This is a genomic window from Ignavibacterium sp. (assembly GCA_032027145.1).
Lineage (GTDB): Bacteria > Bacteroidota > Ignavibacteria > Ignavibacteriales > Ignavibacteriaceae > IGN3.
Window position 1 is genome coordinate 36,331 of sequence record JAVSMP010000001.1, and the last position, 25,702, is coordinate 62,032.

Consider the following 25,702-nt stretch of genomic DNA (forward strand, 5'->3'; position numbering starts at 1 on the left):
TCAATTATTTATCACCTAAAGATTGCTGCTGCAAAACTTCAAAGTATTTTCTGATCATTTGTTCATAATCTGAATTATATCCTTCACGAACAGCACTGTTCAGTTCATCTCTTAATTTATCTTTTTGATTTTCTTTTTTAAGATTTAATTCTGACGGACTGTTTCTGGAAAAATTTGATCCTATTTCGGATTTTCTTTCCTTCTCGAAGTCTCTTTCGTTAATTGATCTTTGTGCATCCAAAAGTTTTGAAAGTATTCTTTCCTGTTTCTGAATAAGGTCATCAGTAAGTTTTTCAGTATTCATATCAGTTACAACTTCTTTCATCTGATTAACAATATTCTCCAAATCAGCAGGAATCTTTTTTGACTCGCCGCTTTGTTTTGCTTCTTTATTTAACTGCTCTAGAGATTTTTGAATCAACTGCTGCTGCTGTGCTAATCGCTGCATTTGTTCTTGCTGTTCAGGTGATAATTGTCCTTGCTGCATCTGCTGCAACATCTGAGTCATATTATTCAGATTCATTTGCTGACCTGACATTTTTTGAAGCTGCTGCATAAGCGACATCATTCCGCCGCCGCTGCTTCCGCCTTGCATCATCGCTTCAAGTGAGCTTTTCATCATCATAGCAGCTTCATTCAGATGCATCATGGCTTCACCCTGCGAAAGTGTAGCCATACTTCCGTTTCTGTTTTGCATCGCTTGCATTGATTGATTCATTTTTTGTTTTGTATTTCCAAGTGCTTTTCCCATTTCGGGAGTAATTGCAAAAGTCTTTTGAGAAAGTTCAGACATTTGTTCAAGCAGTTTATTTAAATTTTTGTTTAGATCATTCTGTTTCTGAAGATTCTGCTCAAACTGCGAGGAGTTAGGATCAACCCTTTGTAATTTATCTTTTAATTCTTCCTGTTGTTTTGATAAAGATAAAATATTATCCAGAATACGCATCATATCAGTAAAGGTCTGCATCTGATTTTCCTGCTGCATCATCTGCTGCATCTGCTGCATACTTTGTTTCATCTGCTTCATATTTTCGGATAACTGCTGCTGATTCTTTTGAGCCTTCTGCATTTGATTTTGTTTTAAATCTTTTGAGGCTTCTTCAGACAATTCTTCATTCTGCTGGGCATCCATTTCATCCTGAAGTTTTTTCATCTCTTCGTTAGGCATATCTTTCAGATCATTCATCTTCTCAGCAAGCTCCTTCATCTTCTCCTGCAGCCGTTCAAGTTCTTTTGTTACTTCATCTTGCTTCTTACTCAACTCATCAGATTGTTTCTGATTATTCTGATCGTTTTGTTTTGTCTGCTCATTTAGCTCATTTTGCTTTTGCTCAATATTCTCCGTCCTTTTAACAATTTCATCCATCTTCTGTTCAATCTGAATTCTCTTCAGCAGATTCATTGTCCGTTCTATACTCTTTTTAAATTTCTCTTCATCCATTTTCATCTGATTCATCGCATCCTGAGTCTGATTGCGATTCATCTTTTGCAATGCTTCCTGCATTTTCTCCATAGCTTTTTTAAACTCATCACTTGTCATTTCATCCATCAGTTTTTGCAGTTCCATATATTTTTCAAGTGTTTCCTGAGAAAGTAAGTTATTCTGCTGAAGCTCGTTCTGCATCTGCTTTAACTGTTCACTTGTGCTTTCAATTTTTTCCTGAAGTTTTTCAAACTTATCAAGTGCCTGTTCAATTTTTTCCTTTTCTTCCCAGGTTAACTTTTGATCATTCTTTTTAAGATCATTATCAATTTTTTCAAGTTCTCTTTTTAGTTTTTCAGCTTCTTCCAATGTCTTCTGCATTTCATCCTGAACATTATCCTGAGTTTCATCAGCATTTGCAAGAATTTCATCAAGTGAGGGAACTCTGACATTAATAATCTGAGTCTTTGCAGATTTTGGTCCGTTTATATTATCATTATCAAATACTTCCAGATAAAATGAAAAGACATCATTTACACCCGGGCTCAGTTTTGTAAGATTCCAGATATAATCAATAATCTGCTCTTTTATTTTTTTATCAAAATTAATTTCAATAGCAGAAAAATTTTCCTGCGGAGATTCATACCTTGATGCTGATAGTCTGTAATTAAGAGTAAGTTTTGAAAATCCATAATCATCAATAATTTTTACTTCAACCGGAACACGATTATCATTTGCAAGATTTAAATCCTGTTTCGGATATACCATTTCTATTGCAGGATCAATATCATACATTGTTTTGATAAAGTATCTGACAGGCTGCAAATTATTATTGCCATAAAGATCAGTTACTGAAATTATATATGAGTTATCTTTCTGCACTCTGAAAGAACCTTTTACAAAATTATTTTCTGACTTCAGTTGTATTACACTTGAGTCTTCAAATTTAATTGCGGCTGATGTTAATTCTTTGTTTGTAAGTAAACTTATTTCCACAGTGCTGCCAATTAAAGCAGAAATATTTCCGTTATCTTTTTGCTGCGATACCGGAATGCCGGAATATGCCGGTGATATTACTTTGACATCTAAAGATCTTATTACGGGATGATCAATAACTTTAATCTGAAATTCTTCACTTGAAATATCTTCTGCTTTTGCAAAATAAAATAACGACGATCTTAATTGCTGAATATTAAAATTATAATTACCGGTTGAATCTGGTTTTAATTCGTGTTCAATAAAATTTGTCTGATCTTCTTCCCTTTTTAACAAAAATACTTTTTTAGGAGATTCACCTTTTACCTTAATTAAAATGTCAACACCCTCACCCTTCGTAATTTCCGTATTGCCGGGCAAAACTTCAAAATAAAATTTAGCCGGTGGAATAAACTCCTGATTGAAATTTAACAATCTGTTTGATGCAGCCCGCAGATCTGGAATGAACACAAAAAGTAAAACTGAAATAAAGAAAAGAACGATGAAGCTTCTTAATAGTTTTTTGACTCTTTTGAAATTAACTATCGACTCAAACTTAACCGGTCTTGATCTTTCATAAATATTTTTGAAAGCAGCGTCTAATAATGTCTGAGAATAAAATGATTCTGATTTTTCTGTTGATACAAGCTGAAGAGCGTTTAAGAGATCATCTTTAATTTCTGGAAAGAATTTACCGACTCTGAATGCAGATAACTGATAGTTCCTGTTCCCAAAAACATTAAAGTATTTAAACAGCGGCAGCAATACCCAATAAGCAAATGAAAATAATACTACAACAAGAAAAACAAAAAACAACACTGTTCTAACAACAGATTTTGAATATGCGGCAAGTTCAAAAAAACAGAACAACAAGAAAACAGCAACACCAATAATCAGAGTAATGATTAACCCCCGAAGAATTAATTCTACATATTCCTTTTTAATTAAGGATTCAAGCTTTGCAATTATTTCTTTGTAAAAAGATTTATTCATTTATCTGCTTAAAGCATAAATAATTATATTAGTTCCGAACTTCAAAGCTTCTTCCCTTTTTTCAGGCGGATCGTTATGCACTTCGGGATCAGCCCAGCCGTCACTTGGATTTGATTCATAAGTATAAAATACAACCATCTGATCTCCCAGAAATATTCCAAAAGACTGAGGTGGTTTTTTATCGTGTTCATGAGTTTTTGGTGTTCCGTTTTCAAATTTATAAAAGATGTTAAATATTTTATGTGAAAAGGGAATCTCAATAAAATCATTTTGCGGAAAAACTTTTTTCATTTCTCTTCTAATGGGTTTATCTAAACCATAATCATCATCAATATACAGAAATCCTCCGTTTTCCAAATAAGTTCTTAATCTTCTAACTTCTTCATTTGAAAGAACAATATTTCCGTGTCCTGTTATAAACAAAAATGGATAAGAAAATATTTCATCGGAAGCAATATCTACAAACTTATATTCTGCTTTAACTTTGATATTTGTATTTGCCTCAACAAATTTTAATAAGTTAACCTCTGCTGAAGGATCGTTGTACCAGTCGCCGCCGCCGCTGTATTTGAGCCGCGCAATTTGAAAACCATCCTTACTTTGAGCGTGCAGGTTTAAGAGATTTGAGCTGATAAATAATATTACGAGAAAAATTTTCATTTTAATATGAATAATACTTCGATTGACTGCAAATATAAGTTCTCTCAATCAGAAATACAGTCACAAATAACAGTATTAAAATTAAAAGGCGAGCTTTAATGCCCGCCTTTTTATTATGATTTTATTTCCAACTTAAAAGTATCTCTGTCTGTCACTCGGATAGAAGTCAAAGAGTGAGTTTAACAGAAAGTTAATAATATTTCTTATCTAAGCAGCAACATCTTCTTTACTGAAACAAATCCGCCCGATACTAATTTGTAAAAATATACACCACTCGATAAATTGCCCGCATCAAAACTTACACTATATCTTCCAGGCTGTTGTATCTCATTTACCAGCACTGCAACTTTTTCACCAATACTGCTGAAGATTTCTAACTCCACATTACCAGCATTTGATATAGAATAATTTATTGTTGTTGATGGATTGAATGGATTCGGATAGTTCTGATCTAATGAAAACTTGTCAGGTGTGTTTACATCAACTTCGATAACATTTGAGTATTCTATGCTTCCATTATAATCTATCTGCTTGATACGATATGAATATGATCCTGATGCAAGTCCTGCATCTGTATATGAATATGATCTTATCTCAGTTGTTGTTCCAAAGCCCGGAACAAAACCTATCTCCTGCCAATTAGATTCTGAATACATCCGTTCAACCGCAAATCCGGAATTATTTGTCTCAGTTGCAGTTGACCAGTTCAGAATAACTGAATTATCAACTACATTTGCTGTGAATGATGTTAACTCAACCGGAATGATAGCAGAAAGTTTATCAAAGAATAATCTTTTAGAGCCATCATTTCCAACCCATAAAGCAGCTACATCTGAACCTGAGTATGGTAATGATATAAGTGAAGTGGAATAAAATGGTGAATATTCCGGCGGATTATCACTAACGTGTACAGGTGCAGAAAATGTTGATGATCCATGTGAAACAGATGTAAAATAAATAATGTCTGTTGCATTTGAACCCTGCCCAACTTGTAAACTATCAGAGTAATAAACAATTCCAAAATCGCCTGTTCCGGAACCAGGATAAAATCCTGCATCAAAAGAGTACTCATCTGTATTGGGATTACCAGCTACCAGTATTGGCGTACCATAAGCTGCACCATTATTTATACTTTTCTTTGCCCAAATATCTCTTGAACTGTCTGGACCCAAAGTATAGAAAATCCATGATTCACCATAGCCCGCAACAGTTTTAATTTCTTTTTTATAACCAACTTCTGTAATAACATCTATAAACCCAGATGAAGTGAGAATACCCGGACCTGTTTCGCGGTATCTGGCTTGTCTGACTACAGACATTGCAGTATCTATATTAACCGGACCATAATAATTTAAATACAAAGTGTCACCCGTAACTGACATAAATACTTTAGGCATTGCACCGGAAGTAGTAATCAAACCTCTTGACATCCAGGTTTTTCCGCCTGTTGTAGAACCATATCTAACAATTGAATTATTTGGTAGTGAATCTACACAAACATATAAATTACCTGTAGAAGAAGCTACCATATCATAAGTACGATAATTGCCGTTAAAAATCTTAGCAAAATTTCCACTTAATGGATTCCAAGTATATATGTCGGTTCCAATCTGGAAAGAACAATAAATTGAATCAAGTCCGCTTCGGAACATTTTAATTTTCGAAAAGTAACCTCTGAAATTTATTCCCTGAGGAAGTAAACTCCATGAATCACCTCCATCAGACGAGGTAAAAATAACCAGCCCAAGATTTGCAGTTGCAAGAGTATCATTAACTGCAACGAAGATAGTTCCATCTGACTTTTGAACTCCGGAAAAACTGCCAACCGGTTCATTATTAAGAATAGTTTTATCAACAGCCCACTCTATTTGTCCTGAGGTTGGTTTTGCATCTACAACTTTAATTTCGGTATCATTTTGAGTGTAGATGAATGTTGATAAAAAAAAGAATACAAGTAGTAGTTTTTTCATAGCGCCTCCTGAATATGTTTAAGGATAGTTTAACATTTAGTTTCTTATTTCTTTAAGCTAAAAGTTGAATAAACTATTAAGATTATTATGCTCAGTAACTGCAAACTTAATTCTATTAAGTATTAATTACAATAATTATGGCGAGCTTTAATGCCCGCCTTTTTATTATGATTTTATTTCCAACTTAAAAGTATCTCTGTCTGTCACTCGGATAGAAGTCAAAGAGTGAGTTTAACAGAAAGTTAATAATATTTCTTATCTAAGCAGCAACATCTTCTTTACTGAAACAAATCCGCCCGATACTAATTTGTAAAAATATACACCACTCGATAAATTGCCCGCATCAAAACTTACACTATATCTTCCAGGCTGTTGTATCTCATTTACCAGCACTGCAACTTTTTCACCAATACTGCTGAAGATTTCTAACTCCACATTACCAGCATTTGATATAGAATAATTTATTGTTGTTGATGGATTGAATGGATTCGGATAGTTCTGATCTAATGAAAACTTGTCAGGTGTGTTTACATCAACTTCGATAACATTTGAGTATTCTATGCTTCCATTATAATCTATCTGCTTGATACGATATGAATATGATCCTGATGCAAGTCCTGCATCTGTATATGAATATGATCTTATCTCAGTTGTTGTTCCAAAGCCCGGAACAAAACCTATCTCCTGCCAATTAGATTCTGAATACATCCGTTCAACCGCAAATCCGGAATTATTTGTCTCAGTTGCAGTTGACCAGTTCAGAATAACTGAATTATCAACTACATTTGCTGTGAATGATGTTAATTCAACTGGAATTGAAAGTTCTAATCCTCTCATTATTAAACCATCTGTACCTACCATCCATAAATATGGACCATTAATCCTGATATCTCTTATTGCTTGTGATGAACCAAGGAACAACTGACTTCCAATCCAATTATCACCACCATCTGTTGTGTAGAAAAAAACTCCACCATCACCGCCGATATAACCATATTCATTACCCACAAATCTTATCGTATATAAAGCTAAAGAGGTTGGCATTTGTATTTCAGTAAAACTGCTACCGCCATTAGTTGTTTTAAATAATTTTCCTGAGCTTCCTGAAATGAATCCGTTATCAGCATCAAAGAAATGCATTGAATACAGTGTTGTTGTTCCAAGAGTTGTGATTTGATTAAAAGACACACCTCCGTTTGTAGATTTGCTTACCCGGTTACCACCTCCGCAAAGATAGATTACTGAAGAATTAACAATAAAAATTTCATAGCCAGCCGCACTTCCCCATCCGGCAGGTACTGACGCCCAGCTAGCTCCTCCATCAGTTGTTCTGGCAACCTGTCCGCTGCTGTACATTGCAAAACCAAGATTTTCATCATAAAATTTTATGTCATAAATATTACTTGATGCAACACCTGTTCCCGTATTAAGTTGATTCCAGTCATCTCCGCCGTTTGTAGTTTTGTAAACACCGTTCGGACCAATTGCACCAACGTATCCAACATTTTCATTTAAAAAGAAAACAGAATAAGTTCTATATCCCGGATTAAGAGAGAGCTTTGACCAGACAGCACCTCCATCAGTGGTTCTTAAAATATCACCATAAGAATTTCCGGTTGCAATGCTTCCGCCAACAGCAAAACCAACTGATTGACTCGGAAAGCTGACTCTTTGCAAAATATTATTTGCAGCCGAAATACTTTTTAACTGCCAATTGACTCCATTGTCTTGTGATACAACTATAGTACCTATATCCCCACCAATCAATATTGGAGTAGCTGCATCTGAATTAACACCTGATATAGCCAGACTAAACAGATTTGCTGTTGCTGCGGTTTGGATAAGAGCCCAGTTTGTGCCTCCATTTGTTGTTTGAAGTACTCTCCCCGAAGTTGTAACAGCATAACCACTATCAGCATCAATGAATTTTACTGAGTAGATAGAGGTAGTTGTTGAACCTATATCGTAAATAATTCCTCCTGAGTTTCCACCATCAGTGGTTTTAAAAATTCTGCCGGTACTGTTAGAAATCCAGCCTGTATTTTCATTCAGGAAATAAAGCCCGCGAACCGTACCACTAAGTCCTGAGATATTGGAGGAAATGTTATTCCAATTAGCACCGCCATTAGTTGATCGAATCAATATCCCTGTTGTTGCCGATGCAGATCCCATAAATAATAATGTATCGTTAACAAAATGAATTTTATAAATCGTTGTAGTACCGAAAGTAGAAGCTGACCAATTATTTCCACCGTTGGTTGTCTTTAATATATTTCCGGCAGTACCAACAACAAAACCAGTATCAGCATTTATAAAATCGACATCATATAATGTAACAGTAACACCGGAGTTTTGTTGTACCCAATTATCTCCGCCATTAGTGGTTTTCATAATCAGTCCTCCACTACCAACTACATATCCGGTATTCTGATCAACGAATTTTGCAGCTTGTATATTACGTGCCTGCGAATCAATATAAGCAACAGACCAAGTACTGCCTGCATCTGTAGATATTGTAACAGCACTTCCATTACCAAATAACATAAATTTATTAAGTGAAAGAACTACTGCGTCATTTTGATCTGCTCCGCTGGGTTTTGGATTTTGCCACTCCCAATTAAAGTCTTGGCTATATGCTGTTATACAAAGTAAGATTATAATGAAAAGGTAAACAATTAGATTTTTCATACCTGACTCCTTAAAAAGGTTAATCAAATAGATTTTGTTAGAATTGTGATTCCAACATATAAAATCATCTGGAATAATCAAAAAAATTGCCGACGAAACATAGATTAATATCTGAGTAATTGACTTAAAGAGCTTAGCTCATTATTTTATTTATAGAAATTTAAAGAATAGAACTAATTTTAGGAATAAAAATGAAATACTGGCTAGTGAAATCTGAACCAGAAGTTTTCTCTTTCGATGATTTAAAGAGTAGTAAAGATCAAACAACTTTTTGGGATGGTGTAAGGAATTATCAGGCGAGAAATTTTTTGCGCGATGAAATGAAAAAAGGTGATCAGGTTTTATTCTATCATAGTAATGCTAACCCGCTTGCTGTTATGGGAATTTGTAAAGTTATAAAAGAAGGCTATCCTGATCATACACAGTTCGATATTGATAGTTATCATTACGACATAAAAGCTGACCCAAAAAATCCGACATGGTTTATGATTGATATAAAATTTGTCAGAGAGTTTAAAACTCCGGTTACACTTCAAGAAATAAAATCAAATCCAAAATTAAAAAAGATGCAATTGGTTGCACGTGGAAACCGGTTATCAGTTATGCCAGTAAAAAAAGAAGAGTTTGATGAGATAGTTAAAATGGGGCAACGGAAATAACGGGATAATTATCAGGATTTTTCTGATCTGTGTTGATCCGTTAAATCCGTGTCATCCGCGTTCTATTGCTTCTTCATTAAAAAATGCGGAGTACTTTCAAACAAGTGCGCAGTGTATTCTTGATCTTATCCCTCTGTAATGTTCAAATTCTTCCGGTATTTGCGGAGGAAGGAAAATCATTCATTCTCCAATAAATTATCATCCTGAATATCTGCACGATTAAGAATTGCCGGAGGTAAAGTTTTACTTGCCTTTGCTCCAAGCTTTTTAATTTTTTCGGAACGGCTGATCAAATTTCCTCTTCCATCAACAAGCTTATTCATTGCTTTATCATAGTTATCTTTTGCAGAAATTAATCCTTTACCAACAGAAATCAGATCATCAACAAAAGCCATAAACTTATCAAGCATCTCACCGCTTTGTCTTGCAATTTCCAATGCGTTTCTGTTTTGATTTTCCTGCCGCCAGATACTTGAGATAGTTCTAAGTGTAGCAAGCAAAGTTGATGGACTTACAATTACAATATTCTGCTCGAACGCATCTGTAAAAACTGCTGGATCAGATTGTACTGCAACAGCAAACGCCGGCTCAATCGGCATAAACATTAAAACAAAATCCAAACTTTCAAGCTGATAAAGATTCTGATAATTTTTTCCGCTTAAGTTTTTTATGTGAGCTCGAATTGAATTAATGTGATCGCGTAATCCAAGTTGTTTCAGATTATCTTCTTCTTCTGATACAAATTTTTCATATCCAACAAGCGAAACTTTGGAATCAATAATTATACTTTTATTTTCAGGAAGTTTTATAATAACATCAGGCTGAAATCTTTTACCTGATTCAGTTGTTAAACTTTCCTGTACTACATATTCCCTTCCCTTTACCAAACCTGATTTTTCAAGAATACTTTCAAGAATAAACTCACCCCAATTACCCTGAGCTTTGTTTTGTCCCTTTAACGCAGTTGTTAAATTTTTTGCTTCCTGAGTTATCTGCTGGTTCATATCCTTAAGCATATTAAGCTGTTCACGTAAAGAAGCATGACCTTTAATGCTTTCTTTATTTGTCTCTTCAACTTTCTTTTCAAAGTCAGAGATTTTTTCTTTTAATGGATTTAATATCTCGCTTAGCTTTTCTTTGTTCTGTTCAGAAAACTTATTTCCTTTTTCTTCAAATATTCTGTTGGCAAGATTTTCAAATTCTTTTGTGAATTTTTCATGCAGGTTTTCTATTACTTCTTTCTGTTCTGAAAGTTTTGTTTGAAGATTAGCATAATCGGATTTAATCGAAGAATTTTCCGAGGTTAGTTTTTCGGATTTTTCTCTTTCGTTTTTCAGATCTGTTTGAAGGGCAGATTTGTCTTCTTCAAATAGTTTAATTCTTTCAGTAAGTTTCCCAGCTTCAATCTTTAGCGAGTTGATCTGCTCGTTAAGCTTGTTTACTTCATCGATTGAAACTGTCTTTTTACTTTTAAGAAAGAAAAAAGCAATCGCAAATCCAATTGCTAAACCAATTATTAAATATATTATTTCCATCTTATATCCTTTCAATCACAATGGCACACTGATTTAACTGATCAAACGGATTTAAACTGATTTAATCCGTGGGTATCAGTTTAATCTGTTCAATCCGCGTCCTATTTTCTTACTCCAAACTTCCAATTACTTTTTCTACCTGCTCAAGTATTTCACAGGATTTGACCAGCTCTTTCATCTTATTATGGTCAGGATAAAGCGGGCGATCAATATCCAGAAAATCAACGTGCCTGCGAATTACTTCTTTTGCTTTTGCAACTCCATTTCCTGTTTGATGTTCACGGAAATCAAGAGCCTGTGCAGCAGCCATAAATTCAATCCCCAATATACCATAAGCATTATCAAGAATCTGAGCATTCTTAATTGCAGTATTCATTCCCATAGAAACAAAATCTTCCTGATCAGCAGCAGCAGGAATAGATTGTATTGATGCCGGGGTAGATAAAATTCTTTGCTCAACAATTAATGTATCGGCTGTGTACTGACTTAACATCAGACCCGAAAACATTCCTGCACCTTTTGTTAAAAAAGCAGGAAGTCCAACACTTAACGCAGGATTGTTTAACCTGTTCATTCTTCTTTCAGACAGCACACATACCATCGTAACAGCTGCACTTATCATATCCATCGGCAGTGAAACAGGTGTGCCCTGAAAATTTGCTCCTGTCAGAGTAATTTTATCTTCAGGAATAAAAATAGGATTATCGCCAACACCGTTAAGCTCTATCTCAATTTGTGATTTTGCATAAGCAACGGCATCGTGTGCAGCACCAATTACCTGCGGAGTTGAGCGCATTGAATAAGCATCCTGAACTTTAATTTTAAGTTTACCTGTCAGAAGATCACTGCCTTCTATGCATTTTTTTATTGACTGAGAACTTCTGACTGCTCCTGAAAATCCTCTTAACTTATGCAGCCTTACATCATAAGGTTTCATATTAGCAAGCAAAGCTTCCAATGACATCGCAGCAGCAATCTCAGCTTGTTTTAACCAGCGATTTACATCATACAATTGTATTGCGCTTATTGCAGTAATAAAATTTGATCCGTTAATTGTTGCAAGTCCATCACGTGCCTGTAAACCGGGAACTTTAATTCCGGATTTTTCAAATGCAGTTTTACCGGGTAATCTTTCACCTTTGTAATATGCTTCTCCTTCTCCCATCATCAGTAAAGCTATTTGCGACATTGGAGCTAAATCACCACAAGCACCAACAGAACCTTTTTGACATACAACCGGAATGCAGTCTTTGTTCAGCATTTCAACAAGTGTTAACGTGATTTCAGGTCTGCAGCCAGAGTTACCATGAGCATGGACATTTATTCTTCCGGCAATTGCTCCGCGTACATATTCAATCGGCATTGGCTCACCTATACCAGCCGAATGATTATAGATAAGATATTTTTGAAAATCTTTTACTTGTTCATCGTTCAGGACAACTTCAGAAAATTCACCAATACCGGTGTTAACCCCGTACATTATTTCGTGTGCCTGAATTTTTTCTTCAAGCATTGCACGACAGGTTTTAATTCTTTCAATTGAGTCTTTACTAAGCTCAACTTGCTCTTTGTATCTTGCTATGCGGACTAATTTTTCAACAGTTAAATTTGAACCATCAAGAATGATCGGCATAATATCTCCAAATAATAAATTTATTGATAAGCAAATTTAGGTATAAGATGTGAAAAATATTTATAAGATTTTACCAATCGTGGTATTATGAGAAGTAATTAAAAGCTGAGGTGAAAGTAAATTCCAAAACAACATCATATCAGTAAAAGATAAAACCATTGCAGCTTTATGTGAAATGAAACATTATTACTCGGGTTTATTATTTTCTAATAATCAGTGAATCAGTAAGTCCATTTACAATTAAAAGAACAGCTGCAATCTGAATGGTTGTGTTTTAATTGATTTAATCAGATTATATTTCCTAATTACTGTCGGTTGAAAATAAATTTATATTTTAACCAACTTCAAGTTCATGAGTCTGAGTATTATGCTCAACACTGAACAGGAACTTTGCTTTTGGATTTTTTTCCTTAGCGCTTGTAATAGAGTATTGAGACTCAGCTAAAAAAACAAGCTTGTTGTGCTTATCCAAGAATAAATTATGTGATCTGATTCTTTTCAATTCAGCGATATCATCTTCATTATCAAAAACAATCCAACAGGCTTTGTAATAATTTAAAGGACGAAAGCGGCATTGTGCACCGTATTCATTCAGTAATCTGTACTCAAGTACATCAAACTGAAGATCGCCAACTGTACCAACAACTTTTCTGTTTCCGTTATTCTGAATAAAAACCTGTGCAAGCCCTTCATCTGTTAATTGCATAATGCCCTTATTAAGCTGCTTGGATTTAAATGGATCTTCGAGATGAAGTTCTTTAAATATTTCTGGTGAAAAAGTAGGAATGCCCTTGTACATAAAATCTTCACCCTCAGTAATGGTATCACCTATTTTAAAATTACCTGTATCATAAAGACCAATAACATCACCAGGAAATGCTTCGTCTATCGTTGTCTTATCCTGTGCCATAAAGGAAGCAGGGTTTGGAAATTTTATATCACGATTTAATCTAACGTGATGATAAAATTTATTTCTCTCAAACTTACCCGAACAAACTCTTAAAAAAGCAATTCTGTTTCGATGTTTAGGGTCAAGATTTGCATGGATTTTAAAAACAAATCCAGAAAAATGTTCATCATCAGGATTTATAATTCCTGAAGTTGTGTCTCTCGGCTGCGGCTGAGGCGCAATCTTAACAAAGGTGTCAAGTAATTCTTTTATACCAAAATTATTAATTGCACTACCAAAGAACACCGGAGCTACATTTCCATTTAAATAATTATCTACATTAAAATTATCATAAGCACCCTGAATCAATTCAATATCATCTTTTAGTTTTTTTGCATCATCACCAAACCATTCTGTAAGTTTTGGATCATCTACTCCAACAAATCTCTCTATCTCTTCTTCAACCCTTTGTTTATTGGCTTTAAAAAATGAAAACAGATTTTCATAAATATTATAAACTCCTCTAAAACTAACCCCGATTCCCATCGGGAAGGTTAATGGCTGTACTTTAATATCAAGCTTTGCTTCAATTTCATCAAGAAGTTCAATCGGATTTCTACCTTCGCGGTCCAGTTTGTTTATAAAAACTATTACAGGCGTGTTGCGCATTCTGCAAACATTCATCAGCTTTTCTGTTTGTTCTTCAACTCCTTTAACACAGTCAATAACAAGAATTACACTATCTACAGCAGTTAATGTACGGTAAGTATCTTCAGCAAAATCTTTATGCCCGGGCGTATCAAGCAGATTAATATTATATCCATCATAATGAAAACTCAAAACTGATGTTGAGATAGAAATACCTCTTTGTTTTTCAATTTCCTGAAAATCACTTGCAGCTGTTTTTCTTATCTTATTAGATTTTACTGCGCCTGCAATCTGAATTGCACCACTGAATAACAATAATTTTTCTGTTAATGTTGTTTTACCCGCATCGGGGTGGCTTATTATTGCAAATGTTTTTCTGTTCTTTATTTCTTTAAGGATATTCATATACTTTTTAATGATTTAATAAACTGATTAAAATAATCGGATGACTTGTAACTACAAGCTTGTTGAGGTTAAAAGAAAAGCTAATAATTTTTTTTCTTATTCATTGCGGTGCAAATATAATAAAATCAGTCCGTAAGTTTAAAAGGATTTTATTTTAATGTGTCTATAAGCTCTTCATTTGATAGGTTAAACTCTTCGGGTGAGACCTGATAAAAGGCACTAAGCTGACGAATCATTTTCTGAAGTTCTTTGCAATCGGGCAGCAGTGATGATTTCGCAATTTTTTCAATTGAGATTTTCTTTACGAGACTGTCGTATAAATCTTCTACTTCGTCCTGTGCAATCTGAAATGTAAGACCGATATTATCGTAAAGCTCCTGTTTAATAGAGCTTAATTCTTTATAAGCACTAAGATGCTTTATTATCACACTGCTAAATGTTTTTAATGTACTGCACAATATTTCCGGTTCAAATCCTTCGGCAAATCTTTTAATTGCAATTTCATCAATATATTTTAAAAGCAGACTCCTGTCACTGCTTCTTACAGTTGCAAGTAATAAGTGGTATAAAGCACTCATATAACATTGAAAATCGTTAATAGGCATTATTTTATACCTTGAGAAAACACCTTTCGGATTTTCAGTTAAAATTATCTCGATAATGTTTGCCAAGATAGCATCTTTTTGTTCAATCATTTTCTCATAAATCATCAGATTTGCTCTGTGTGCTATTCTCTTCAATGCAGCTTCATTTTTTACACGCCATTCATCCGAATGACTTTTCATTTTTTCCAGCAGAAAAAGTAATCTTCTGTTAATATGATATCTTGGTTTAGTTTGCCAATTAAGTTTGGACACTGTGTACGAAGAATCAATATCAAGTTTTTTATCAATATATTTTACCATCCAGAATTGCTCAAAAGGATCTTCACAAGTAAGTTTAAATATTTGTAACAGCTTTCTGACTATTAATGCTGGATATGCCAGAAATTTGGGCAAGTTAATCGGCTTTATTACTTCGCCATAATAATATCTCGTTGATATTTCGAACAGCTCCTTATGCGAGGTTGATCCATTCGGGCTTGCATTATAAATATCAAAATCAGGAAGCTCATCCGTTTTAAGAATGATAGTTTTTATCAGCTCACATAAATCCCTGATATGAATATAAGGTATTGCAGATTCTCCTTTGCCTCCGATAATTCTTGATTCAATTTTCCTTGATAACCAGGTTGATAAAAATTTATAAAGCGGTGCAAACTCACACCAATCGCTGTAAACAGCAGCAAAACGTACTACCGAACATTGAAACTTTGTTGAGTATTCTTTAATAAACTCTTCACCGATTTTTTTACTTCTTGCATATTGATACTTTGCATCAGGTAAGGTTTTTTCCGTAATTACTTTTCCGCTTTCAGGAAATTCGCAAGCTGCTAGTGAACTTGCGAAAATAAATCTTTTGATGTTTACCTTTTCTGCAAAGCCGAGCATGTTTTTTGTCCCATCAATGTTTACTGACTGATAAGCAGGATTATCTTTGTAGGTAAAATCATAAAATGCAGCAAGGTGCAGAATAAAATCTGCACCGTCATTCTTATTAATATATTCAGATGCTTCGTTAAGTGCAGTTTGATTGGATATATCACACTGCAGCCAGTGCAGATTAGGATGATATGGAATATTCGATTCTTTTCTCGATCGTCTTGCAATTGCAAAAATCAAAAACTCTTCTTTAAGAAAGTCAATCATGTTGCTTCCAACAAATCCGCTAGCACCGGTTATAACTATTGACGGTAACTTATTCATAATTGTCTGAGCTAAAATAATTTTTAGTTTCTAATTTTTTATAAAGAAGCAATATCACTATTCCCATTAACATATCTGCAATTGCTGAAGCAATAATCAACCATTGATGGCTGATAAAGACGAAGTAAACAATCAGAAATACAGCGGCAATAAATTTTACTATAACTGAAAATACAACCAGCTGCTTATTTTTGATTAAATTAAAAGCTGCCATACCATAAGCAATAGACATAGCAAAATGAAATACGCCGCCTTGTGTTGAAAAAAATCTGTCGAAGGTTGGCAAAAATCCTAAAAACTCAAATGCAGAAGCTGGTAATAAAATCAGTCCGGTGCCTACAAAAAAAGAATGGAGCGATACAAGCCAAAGGAAAACCGCGAGTAATTTATCAGGCTTATTAAACATAATAATCCAATTAATAATTACTATAGTAAATAAGCTAATAACTTAAGTGAATTTCAAGCAATTATTCTCAAGTGTGAATGATTGAGCATTTGTCCGACGGCAATACAACAAAACTGACTAAAGCTGATAACCTAATTCAAAAATCAGCAGGTATCACTACTTCATATCCCAGAAGTTCATTTTTGATTCAAGAGATTGAGGAAAATCTTTTTCAATATCCTTAAGTGTCTGTCTGAGTATCGAATTGTCTTTTGTTTTAATATATCTAGCTAATTCTCTTTGAAGCAATAGCTTTGGGAAAGATGAATTATTTTTAAAATCCTCTATATCAAGATCAATAATTTTAATTATATCATCATATCTGCCACGCGGCATGATAGTTTCAGTCAAACCTAATCTTAAAATTATTCTGAATTCTTCTGGCGGAAGAAAACCATTAAAATGATAATATGAACTTCCGTTTGAATCAATAAAATAAATTGATGGAGTCCAGTAAGCGCCAAAACTTCTTCTTACTTCTCTGTCTTTAATAATATTAAGCTTAAGCGGAATGAACCATTCATTAATTTCTTTTTCAACTTTAGAATTTGGATAAGTCAATTTCTCCAGTTTCTCACAGCCTCCGCAGTTATCCATTTCAAACTGAAGAAGTATTACTTTTCTGGATTTTGCTGCTTCTTCTTTAGCTTGTTCAAAATTTGTTAACCAGTTCATTACTCCCTTTCTATAATTTTTACTCACTATCTGAAATAGTATTCAACATAAATTATTTAAGACTTATACCCAACTACTGTTATACTATAAATTCCAGTTTGTTTTTCTTTGTATTCTTTGATCTGTTCATTGTTCAGGTGTTTTGTTAAAACGTTATCCGGCAATTCAATCGTCTTTGTTTTTTTGATTTCAACATTTTTAAAACCTGATTTCTCAATTATTCCGATATATTCTTCTTGTTGAATAGCACCAGCAACACATCCCGCATACATCTCAGCAGATTCTTTAAGTCCGGGATGCAATTCTCCTTTAATTACAATATCGGAAACACAAAAATGTCCGCCATATTTTAGAACACGGAAAATTTCATTAAAAGCTTTTTGTTTATCGGGAACAAGATTAAGCACACAATTACTTATAACCACATCTGCAAAATTATCTACTACCGGCAGATCTTCAATTTCACCAAATTTAAATTCAACATTCTTATAACCAAGTTTATCAAGATTAAAATTAGCTTTGATTATCATTTCATCTGTAAAATCAATTCCAACTACTTTCCCTCCATCACCCACTAAAGCTCTTGCAACAAATACATCATTTCCTGCACCTGAGCCGAGATCAATAACAACATCATCCTTTTTAATATTCGCAAATTCAGTGGGCAATCCGCAGCCTAAACCAAGATCTGCTTCTGCAACATAACCTTCAAGATGTCCGTAATCATCTTTCATAATTGAGTAGTCAACAATTTTTTTGTTAGAAGATCCGCAGCAGCATTTTCCCGCTGAAGCGACAGCTATCTCAGCATATTTTTCTTTAACAATTTCTTTTACATTTTTCTGCTCATTCATACTTTTTTCCTTTCAATTTAGCAGCTACATATTTTATTAAATAGTTTATCAAATTCTCTTTTCGCTTTTTGAAGTGTTTTATTATTAATACAGTAACACACTTTAGAACCGTTAATATCGCCCTGAATCAATCCCACTCTTTTTAATTCTTTAAGATGCTGCGAGACAGTTGATTGCGAGAGCGGAAGAAGCTCAACGATATCTCCGCACATACAAACATTCATATCAGTCAATATTTTCATAATGCTGATCCTTGCCGGGTGTGATAATGCTTTAGCAATATCAGCTAACCAAATATCTTCTGTCTTGAAATCTTCCTTTTTAGCAGCAGCCATAATTTTCTCTTTTCCTTTATCGTAAATATACGATAAAGGGACAGTTAAGAGCAAGTGGTAATCATCAGCAATTTGGTTATACTTTTTTATCAGTCTAATTTTGACAGGCAATTATTTTAAAAAAGGTTTTATGAGCTGGTATATTGAATTCGTAAAAGAGTATCCGATAATTTCTGCAATGATTCAATTTTCAATACTTGGAACGCTTGGTGATATAGTTTCGTATTGGTTAATCAAACGCAAGATTCAACTGCCGTATAAAGCTAATGTAATAGTTTTAAAAATGTTAGAGTGGGCAGTGCTTGCAGTATTTATAAAATATGCTTTTATTGGATTTAACGGTTTTGTTGACAGTTTGATTGAACATAATTTTTTGCCCCAATTATCAGGGCTCGGAAAATCTTTTGCAATTTCAACTTCGATGAATTTACAATTCGGACCATTTCTTGTTTTAATGCACCGATTGTTCGATAATTTAATAGCAAGAAAAAACAACTGGAAGAATATTGATAAAGGATTTTATTCTTTATTATGGTTCTGGATTCCTGCACATACTATTACTTTTATTTTACCAAAGGAATTTCAAATAGGATTAGCAGCTCTCTGGTCGCTGGCTCTTGGGATTATTTTAGGTTTTTTTAACAGAAAATAAAAGCGTTAAGATTTAAACATCTCAGGTTACAATAAATAATAAACGAGTTTGTGTTAAAGCTGTTTTATCGAATCAATAATATTACTGCCAAGTTCTATTGTTATCACTTTCCTTCTGTTGTCAAGTAATGCTTGTCTGTCGCCCAATGCCTGAGCTTTAATCAATACTCCAAATGTTATTGATGTTTTCTCTTCACCAATATTTTCCGGAATCGGAAGATCATCTTCTGCATCAGAAATAAACTGAATAAAATATCCGTTACCTGAATCACCTTTGTGAAGCTGACCGGTTGAGTGAAGAAATCTTGGACCGAAACCAAGTGTTGTTGCAACTTTATACTTTTTCTGAATTTTTGTTCTTAAGCTTTGTAAAGCTTCTGTTATTTGCTCAGTTGGATTAAGATAAGCCTGAATTGCAACATAATTTGTTCCGCTTTTACAATCAGATAAAAATCTTTCCAATACTTCCTCAATCAATTTTGTTCTAACATTTCCATATACTTTTATACCTTTGTCCTGTAGTGTTGGAGTTAGTTCGGGCAGCTTTCCATTTTCCTGATATTCTTTCACCATTTGTCTGGCAACAACTTTTGCTTGTTCAACATTGGGTTGATCAAACGGATGTATCTGTAAAACCCATCCTGTAACAGCAGTTGCAAATTCCCACAAAAAATACTGCTTGCCTAATTCAAGTTTATCTCTTATTTCAATTTCAATAATCGGGAAACCGGCATCTTTAATTTTAGCAATCTTATCGTCATAAACTGTATCGCTTTTGAATTTTAAATAAACAAACAACCGATCATTTGAATAGAACACTGGATCTTCAATTAATTCTGAATCAACAGGTAGAATCCCTTTACCAGTTTTGCCGGTGCTTTCAGCAATTAACTGTTCCAACCAGGCGCCCAAGTATTTTAATTCAGGAGAAATAATAAATGTAAGCTTATCAATTCCCTTATTACCAAGCCCTCCGACTATCAAACCAATTTGTGCAGCTATGTTTGATGAAAGCTCAACTCCGGATTTTTTGCAGTTAATTACTTCTTCTTCTGCAAGCAATAATACTTTTTGGATATCAACTCCAACTAATGCTGCAGGAACCAAACCGAAAAAAGATAAAGCAGAAAATCTACCGCCGATATTGGGATCGTTTAAAAATACTTTTCTGAACTTTAATTCTTCTGCAATTTTCTGCAATCCGCTTCCAGGGTCAGTAATAGCGGCGAAATGTTTACCTACTTCTTCTTCGCCTAAAATATGCAGAGCAAAATTGTAGAAAAACTTCATGAACGAAAATGTTTCAACAGTTCCCCCTGATTTAGTAGAAACAATATATAATGTTCTATGAGGATCAAATTGTTTAGCATAATCCATTATAACTTCAGGATTAGTTGAATCTAAAACAGCTAAATCCAGGAATCCTTCTTTTACACCAAATGTTAATCTGAAAACTTCGGGAGCTAATGATGATCCGCCCATTCCCATTAACAAAACACGCGTATATCCGGCTACTTTTACATCATAAACAAATTCAAAAATTTCTTTTAATGCTTTACCGGTTACCTCAACACTGTCAAGCCAGCCAAGTCTGTTTGATATTTCTTCTGGATTATTGTTCCAGACAGTAAAATCCTTTTTCCATATTCTATCAATCACTTTTTCCTTATTCAATTTATCTATTAGTTCATCAATTGATTTTGAATACTTATCTGTCAAATATTTAAACGACATTGTCTATCCTTTCAGATTTAAAATTTTTCCAGATGAAATATAATGATAGATTATCATGAAATAATAGTTAGTTGTTTTTATGTTCATTCATTAAATTGACGCATCATTTAGTAAATATTTATTTGAAAAAAGCATCTAATAAAACAACTGTTTCATACTTAATCTTTATTTGGATAGTAGCAGCATTTCTTTTAGAATCCAGCGATCTGTGGATTTCTGTAAACTTTTACAATCCTGCTTCATTCTGGGCTGGGTTACTGGAAGAGTATGGAGAGATTCCCGGTCTTCTGGTTATTCTTATTGGTATGCATATTTATATTGTAACCTTAAAAGCATCATCCAACATAAAAACTATTTTATTTACCTCATTTCTTCTGACTACAGTTTCGCTGATAACAATTTATATTTTATGGGTGCTTTCCTTAGCAATGACTGATAGCTCTGTATTTTTTAATTCTAACAGAAATTACTTTTTCCTTGCTGCTATATTATTCAACATTTTCATTTCATTGCTTTTTAAGAAGCGTTATAAGTTTTCAAAAAAATCTATCCTGTTTTCAAGATTATCATTCAAAATGTTTTTTTATGGATACCTGGTAACCATACAACCGCTAAAAATATTTTGGGGAAGAATCAGGTTCAGAGACTTAGCTGAAAATTATTCAAATTTTACTGCATGGTATATCCCAAACGGGATAACAGGTAATCAATCATTTCCTTCCGGACATGCTGCAATGGGATTTATACTGATGGCGTTGTTTGTATTTGTAATGGATAAGTCATTTTTAAAACGAATATTTTTTAAGGGGATAGTTATCAGTTACGCAATTGCTGTTTGTATCAGCAGAGTTATAATTGGTGCCCACTATACTTCTGATGTTTTATTCGGAGCGATGATAATGATTATCTCTTTCCTTTTAATAAAACAAAATATTATTAAAACAGTAAAAAATTAATTTTATTTAGTAGTGACTTTGTTTCTCTTCTGATAATTTTTACTTGTTATTAGTCCTATCGGACCTTCATATATTCCGCCATCTTTAAAGCCATCAAATACCCGCACTACTATTGTATTTTCAACTCCGGGTTTTAATATTTTTGAGGGAACGGAATAAACTCTTTTAACCTGATACTCATCATCTTTATTAAAATCTGTCGGGATATTATTAAAATTCCAATTGCCTGTAAAACCAACTAAAACACCATTAACAAAGGTTTGATCAATATCATCAATTTTCCCTAATAATAAAATCATATTTTCACCTTCAAATTCTTTAGGTAATAAAAATGTTTTTCTATACCAGGCAAATCCGTCATAATTCTGATAACCTTGGATATCCCAGTGAGCGGGTACCATTAATTGTGTTGTATTATTATCTTCTTTTTTCTCTTTGAGAAACAATGAATCAGCACCGGTTCTGAAGTCCCAGATACCGCTTAAATTAATATCAGGTTCAATACCGCCTTCTGAAATATATAAACCAATTTCACCGCTTATTATTCCTCCATCAAGCTCATTATCAAATACTCTTACAGCAATGATATTCTCGCCAGCTTTATTTAAGTATTCCTTTGGTATGTAGTATTTTCTATATGCATCATAAGCTGTTCTGTAATTGGGCGGTAAACCTCCGGATAAACCAATCAAATTTCCATTTATAAATGTTTGATCAGCATCATCTATATATCCAAGCACCAGATAGAGCTGCCCATCCGGTAATTCTTTCGGTAATTTAAAAGAAGTTCTGTACCAGGCATAACCATTATAGCCCTGAAATCCTTGATTTTCAAAGCGTGCAGGTGTATGTATTTCTTCCCAATCATTGTCATTAAAATTTTTCTCTTTCCATTTAAGATCATCACCAAGTCTGAATTTCCATTTTCCGGATAAATCTAAAACCATTTTTTCTTTTACATCGTTATTTTGTATTGAATTGTTTTGTTCGTTACAGCCGAAGAAAATCATAATGGTAATTGGTAGAAGTATTTTTAATGGATTGAGGGATTTCATTTTATTTTTATTTATTTTTTACTAAACATAAGCTAATTAATTATAAATGGTGTTATTATAAAGTAAAGATTTGTAAAAAGTTGTCACCACATAATTAAATGACTATCTTAAAACATTTTTTACTATTGTCCATAATAAATTAATCAAAGGATCAGATGAAAAATAAAATATTATTAGTACTTGTTCCTATACTTTTTATTTCAACACACTCTCAGAATAAAAATAATGTCATTGATCCAATTCTTTGGCAAAAGGCTGAGCAAATTTGCAAAAATAATTTACTTGTTGATACACACATTGATTTACCTGACTGGCTATATGATGAATGGTTTGATGTTTCAACAGAAACTGATAAAGGCGAAATTGATTATGTAAGAGCATTAAGAGGTGGTTTAGATGTTGCATTTATGTCAATCTATACCTCTCCAAGTTTGGAAGCTAAGGGTAAGTCAAAGATCAAAGCCGACTCAATGATAGCTCTCGTACATAAAATGGTTAAACTTTGGCCTGATAAGTTTTACTTTGTAAGATCATCTTCCGATATAACGAACAATTTTAACAAGAATAAAATACTGCTTACAATGGGTATGGAAAACGGTTCACCAATTGAACATAGTTTAGATAATTTAAGAGAGTTTTATGACAAGGGTGTTCGGTATATAACACTTGCACATTATAAATGGAATCATATTTCAGACTCTGCAAATGATCCTGAAAGAAAATGGAACGGGCTTAGTCCATTCGGAGAAGAAGTTGTTAAAGAAATGAATCGCCTCGGAATGATGGTTGATATTTCACACGTAAGTGACAGCACTTTTTATGATGTGATAAAATTAAGTAAAGCTCCGGTTATTGCATCTCATTCCTGCTGCAGATTTTTTACCCCCGGTTACGAAAGAAATATGAATGATGATATGATAAAAAAGCTTGCTGCAAATGGCGGAGTTATTCAATTAGCTTTTGCAAATTTTTTTCTTAAAAACGAAACATATCAGGCATATACTGCCGGTGAAGAAAGTATTAAAAAATATTTGAAGGAAAACAATATTGGTTCAAATTCTGAATTAGCCTGGAAATACGAAGAACAATACTGGAAGGATAATCCCCTGCCGCCAGCTACTGTTAAAGATGTAGCTGATCATATTGACCATGTGAAAAATTTAGTCGGAATTGATTATGTTGGTCTTGGTTCTGATTTTAACGGAACAGGCGGCATGCTTGCGGTTGGGCTGGAAGACGTTTCAAAATATCCCAACCTTGTTTATGAATTACTCTTAAGAAATTATACAGAAAATGAAATTGCAAAAATTCTTGGCGGTAATTTACTGCGCGTATGGAAAGAAGTTGAAGAAGCAGCAGCAAGATTAAAAAATGATTAATAACTGCCCATTACTGAGCAGTTATTTTATTGTCAGGATTGTTTTCAAAATATTCTTTGCATATAGCCTGACTCATTTGTCTGACTTTTAAGTTTTGGTCGTAGATAGAAACTTCCTTTAACTCCCTCATTCCTTTTTCACTATTCATTCTGAAAAGTGCCAATCCTATTAAAACTTTTATATCAGCTTCACTTTCAACTTGTAATTGTTTTATCAATTCGTCTTCAAGATCAACAAATCTGTACTTACCTGTAAGATAAACAGCACTCTCTCTTACTCCCATATTTGAGGAATGAATTGCAGTAATCAGATTCTGTTTTGCATATTTATGATTACACAAATCAGCAACTTTGTGATTCTGAGCCATTGTTGTAGAAATCATCAGAGTAAATAATATTGAAACAACAACTGTTAAGTAATTTTTGTCTTCAAATAATCCCGTTTTCACTTTGAATCTCCTTAAAATAAATTAATAAAAAACATCTAAGCTTCTGGTTCAAAACTACTTTAAGGAATTGTAACTGCTGTCATTTCAAAGTAAAGAGATGTAAAGAATTGTCATGATAATCAGGAATGAAGGATAACTTTCAGAGACTATAATATTAGATTTATAAATGTTCAATCACATTGAGCACTATGCGATTATAAGTTTGTAACCGATTCCGTGCACTGTTAATATTACCTGCGGATGGTTTGGATCCCTTTCAATTTTTTGTCTGAGCTTTAAAATAAAATTATCAACAGTTCTTGTAGTTGGAGTATCGTCATAACCCCATATTTCAGTAAGCAAGTTATCTCTGCTTACTGTTTTGTTACGATGCTTCCAAAGGTAACGAAGGATTTCAAATTCTTTGTGAGACATTGCCACATCTTTGTTTTTTAATGTAGCTTTATAACTGTTAAAATCAACAGCAAGTTTACCGATTTGTATTTCACGAGATTCATTATCCATTATTAAACTATCACTTCTTCGAAGAATAGCTTTTACTCTTGCAAGCAGTTCTCTTAAACTGAACGGCTTAGTAACATAATCATCTGCACCTATTTCAAGACCAACAACTTTATCAATTTCCTCACCTTTGGCAGTAAGCAAAATAATGGGAGTTTTTATCCCGGCTTTACGGGTTTCTTTACAAACATCAAAACCGGATTTTTTCGGCATCATCACATCGAGTATTATAAGAGTATAATTATTCGCAAAAATTTTCTTTAATCCCTCATCACCATCATTTGCAGTATCAACATCATAACCTTCAAATTCCAGATTATCTTTTAACCCGGTTCTCATATTTTGTTCATCATCAACAACTAATATTTTAGGCATTTTTATCTCCG

General features: G+C 33.6%; 20 protein-coding genes. 4 read left to right on the forward strand and 16 right to left on the reverse strand.

Annotated elements, in window-relative coordinates; translation table 11 throughout:
- Positions 1 to 4: 4 nt before the first annotated feature.
- From ROY99_00160 to ROY99_00175, 4 genes are all read right to left on the reverse strand, one after another.
- Positions 5 to 3,391, reverse strand: a complete 3,387-nt coding sequence (locus ROY99_00160; protein MDT3694767.1) for a DUF4175 family protein — start codon at positions 3,389 to 3,391, stop codon at positions 5 to 7.
- Positions 3,392 to 4,051 carry a DUF4159 domain-containing protein gene (locus tag ROY99_00165; GenBank protein MDT3694768.1) on the reverse strand — a complete coding sequence of 220 codons (660 nt, stop codon included), beginning with the start codon at positions 4,049 to 4,051 and terminating at the stop codon, positions 3,392 to 3,394.
- Positions 4,052 to 4,254: 203 nt separating this feature from the next.
- Complete coding sequence (locus ROY99_00170) at positions 4,255 to 6,021, reverse strand: T9SS type A sorting domain-containing protein (GenBank protein MDT3694769.1); 1,767 nt, start codon at positions 6,019 to 6,021, stop codon at positions 4,255 to 4,257.
- A 255-nt stretch (positions 6,022 to 6,276) separates the two neighbouring features.
- Positions 6,277 to 8,709, reverse strand: coding sequence for a YCF48-related protein (locus tag ROY99_00175; protein ID MDT3694770.1), 2,433 nt, complete (start codon positions 8,707 to 8,709; stop codon positions 6,277 to 6,279).
- A 191-nt stretch (positions 8,710 to 8,900) separates the two neighbouring features.
- On the opposite strand from ROY99_00175, the gene ROY99_00180 reads away from it, so the two are divergent.
- Positions 8,901 to 9,368: an EVE domain-containing protein gene (locus ROY99_00180; GenBank protein ID MDT3694771.1), complete on the forward strand. Its 468-nt coding sequence runs from the start codon at positions 8,901 to 8,903 to the stop codon at positions 9,366 to 9,368.
- Between the two features lie 176 nt (positions 9,369 to 9,544).
- Here the strand turns inward: ROY99_00180 and rmuC are convergent, their stop codons facing one another.
- The 8 genes from rmuC to ROY99_00220 all read right to left on the reverse strand — a co-directional run bounded on the left by rmuC (position 9,545) and on the right by ROY99_00220 (position 18,703).
- The gene (rmuC, locus tag ROY99_00185; protein ID MDT3694772.1) at positions 9,545 to 10,903 is read right to left on the reverse strand and encodes a DNA recombination protein RmuC; all 1,359 of its coding nucleotides are present in this window, start codon (positions 10,901 to 10,903) and stop codon (positions 9,545 to 9,547) included.
- A gap of 109 nt (positions 10,904 to 11,012) precedes the next feature.
- Entirely contained in the window at positions 11,013 to 12,536 is a 1,524-nt protein-coding gene (locus tag ROY99_00190; protein ID MDT3694773.1) for an aromatic amino acid ammonia-lyase, read from the reverse strand.
- A gap of 334 nt (positions 12,537 to 12,870) precedes the next feature.
- Positions 12,871 to 14,478, reverse strand: a complete 1,608-nt coding sequence (locus tag ROY99_00195; GenBank protein MDT3694774.1) for a peptide chain release factor 3 — start codon at positions 14,476 to 14,478, stop codon at positions 12,871 to 12,873.
- A gap of 149 nt (positions 14,479 to 14,627) precedes the next feature.
- A complete protein-coding gene (locus ROY99_00200) occupies positions 14,628 to 16,283 on the reverse strand; it encodes an NAD(P)-dependent oxidoreductase (protein MDT3694775.1) in 1,656 nt (551 codons plus the stop codon).
- Positions 16,276 to 16,689 carry a hypothetical protein gene (locus ROY99_00205; GenBank protein ID MDT3694776.1) on the reverse strand — a complete coding sequence of 138 codons (414 nt, stop codon included), beginning with the start codon at positions 16,687 to 16,689 and terminating at the stop codon, positions 16,276 to 16,278. The genes ROY99_00200 and ROY99_00205 overlap by 8 nt, the downstream gene beginning before the upstream one ends.
- A 156-nt stretch (positions 16,690 to 16,845) precedes the next feature.
- A complete protein-coding gene (locus ROY99_00210) occupies positions 16,846 to 17,403 on the reverse strand; it encodes a thioredoxin family protein (GenBank protein MDT3694777.1) in 558 nt (185 codons plus the stop codon).
- A gap of 56 nt (positions 17,404 to 17,459) precedes the next feature.
- Positions 17,460 to 18,257 carry an arsenite methyltransferase gene (gene arsM, locus ROY99_00215; GenBank protein ID MDT3694778.1) on the reverse strand — a complete coding sequence of 266 codons (798 nt, stop codon included), beginning with the start codon at positions 18,255 to 18,257 and terminating at the stop codon, positions 17,460 to 17,462.
- 17 nt (positions 18,258 to 18,274) lie between these two features.
- Positions 18,275 to 18,703: a metalloregulator ArsR/SmtB family transcription factor gene (locus tag ROY99_00220; GenBank protein ID MDT3694779.1), complete on the reverse strand. Its 429-nt coding sequence runs from the start codon at positions 18,701 to 18,703 to the stop codon at positions 18,275 to 18,277.
- 19 nt (positions 18,704 to 18,722) lie between these two features.
- Here ROY99_00220 and ROY99_00225 point away from each other — a divergent pair, with 19 nt between their 5' ends.
- Positions 18,723 to 19,244: a hypothetical protein gene (locus ROY99_00225; GenBank protein ID MDT3694780.1), complete on the forward strand. Its 522-nt coding sequence runs from the start codon at positions 18,723 to 18,725 to the stop codon at positions 19,242 to 19,244.
- 53 nt (positions 19,245 to 19,297) lie between these two features.
- Here ROY99_00225 and ROY99_00230 read toward each other — a convergent pair whose 3' ends face one another.
- Positions 19,298 to 20,977: a hypothetical protein gene (locus ROY99_00230; protein ID MDT3694781.1), complete on the reverse strand. Its 1,680-nt coding sequence runs from the start codon at positions 20,975 to 20,977 to the stop codon at positions 19,298 to 19,300.
- Positions 20,978 to 21,099: 122 nt separating this feature from the next.
- Between ROY99_00230 and ROY99_00235 the strand changes: the two genes are divergently transcribed.
- Positions 21,100 to 21,933 carry a phosphatase PAP2 family protein gene (locus ROY99_00235; protein MDT3694782.1) on the forward strand — a complete coding sequence of 278 codons (834 nt, stop codon included), beginning with the start codon at positions 21,100 to 21,102 and terminating at the stop codon, positions 21,931 to 21,933.
- A gap of 2 nt (positions 21,934 to 21,935) precedes the next feature.
- On the opposite strand, the gene ROY99_00240 is transcribed toward ROY99_00235, so the two are convergent.
- The gene (locus ROY99_00240; GenBank protein MDT3694783.1) at positions 21,936 to 22,988 is read right to left on the reverse strand and encodes a beta galactosidase jelly roll domain-containing protein; all 1,053 of its coding nucleotides are present in this window, start codon (positions 22,986 to 22,988) and stop codon (positions 21,936 to 21,938) included.
- A gap of 155 nt (positions 22,989 to 23,143) precedes the next feature.
- On the opposite strand from ROY99_00240, the gene ROY99_00245 reads away from it, so the two are divergent.
- On the forward strand, positions 23,144 to 24,367 hold the full coding sequence (locus tag ROY99_00245; GenBank protein ID MDT3694784.1) for a dipeptidase: 1,224 nt from the start codon (positions 23,144 to 23,146) through the stop codon (positions 24,365 to 24,367).
- A 10-nt stretch (positions 24,368 to 24,377) separates the two neighbouring features.
- Here the strand turns inward: ROY99_00245 and ROY99_00250 are convergent, their stop codons facing one another.
- Entirely contained in the window at positions 24,378 to 24,815 is a 438-nt protein-coding gene (locus tag ROY99_00250; GenBank protein ID MDT3694785.1) for a hypothetical protein, read from the reverse strand.
- 186 nt (positions 24,816 to 25,001) lie between these two features.
- Positions 25,002 to 25,691: a response regulator transcription factor gene (locus tag ROY99_00255; GenBank protein MDT3694786.1), complete on the reverse strand. Its 690-nt coding sequence runs from the start codon at positions 25,689 to 25,691 to the stop codon at positions 25,002 to 25,004.
- Positions 25,692 to 25,702 lie beyond the last annotated feature (11 nt).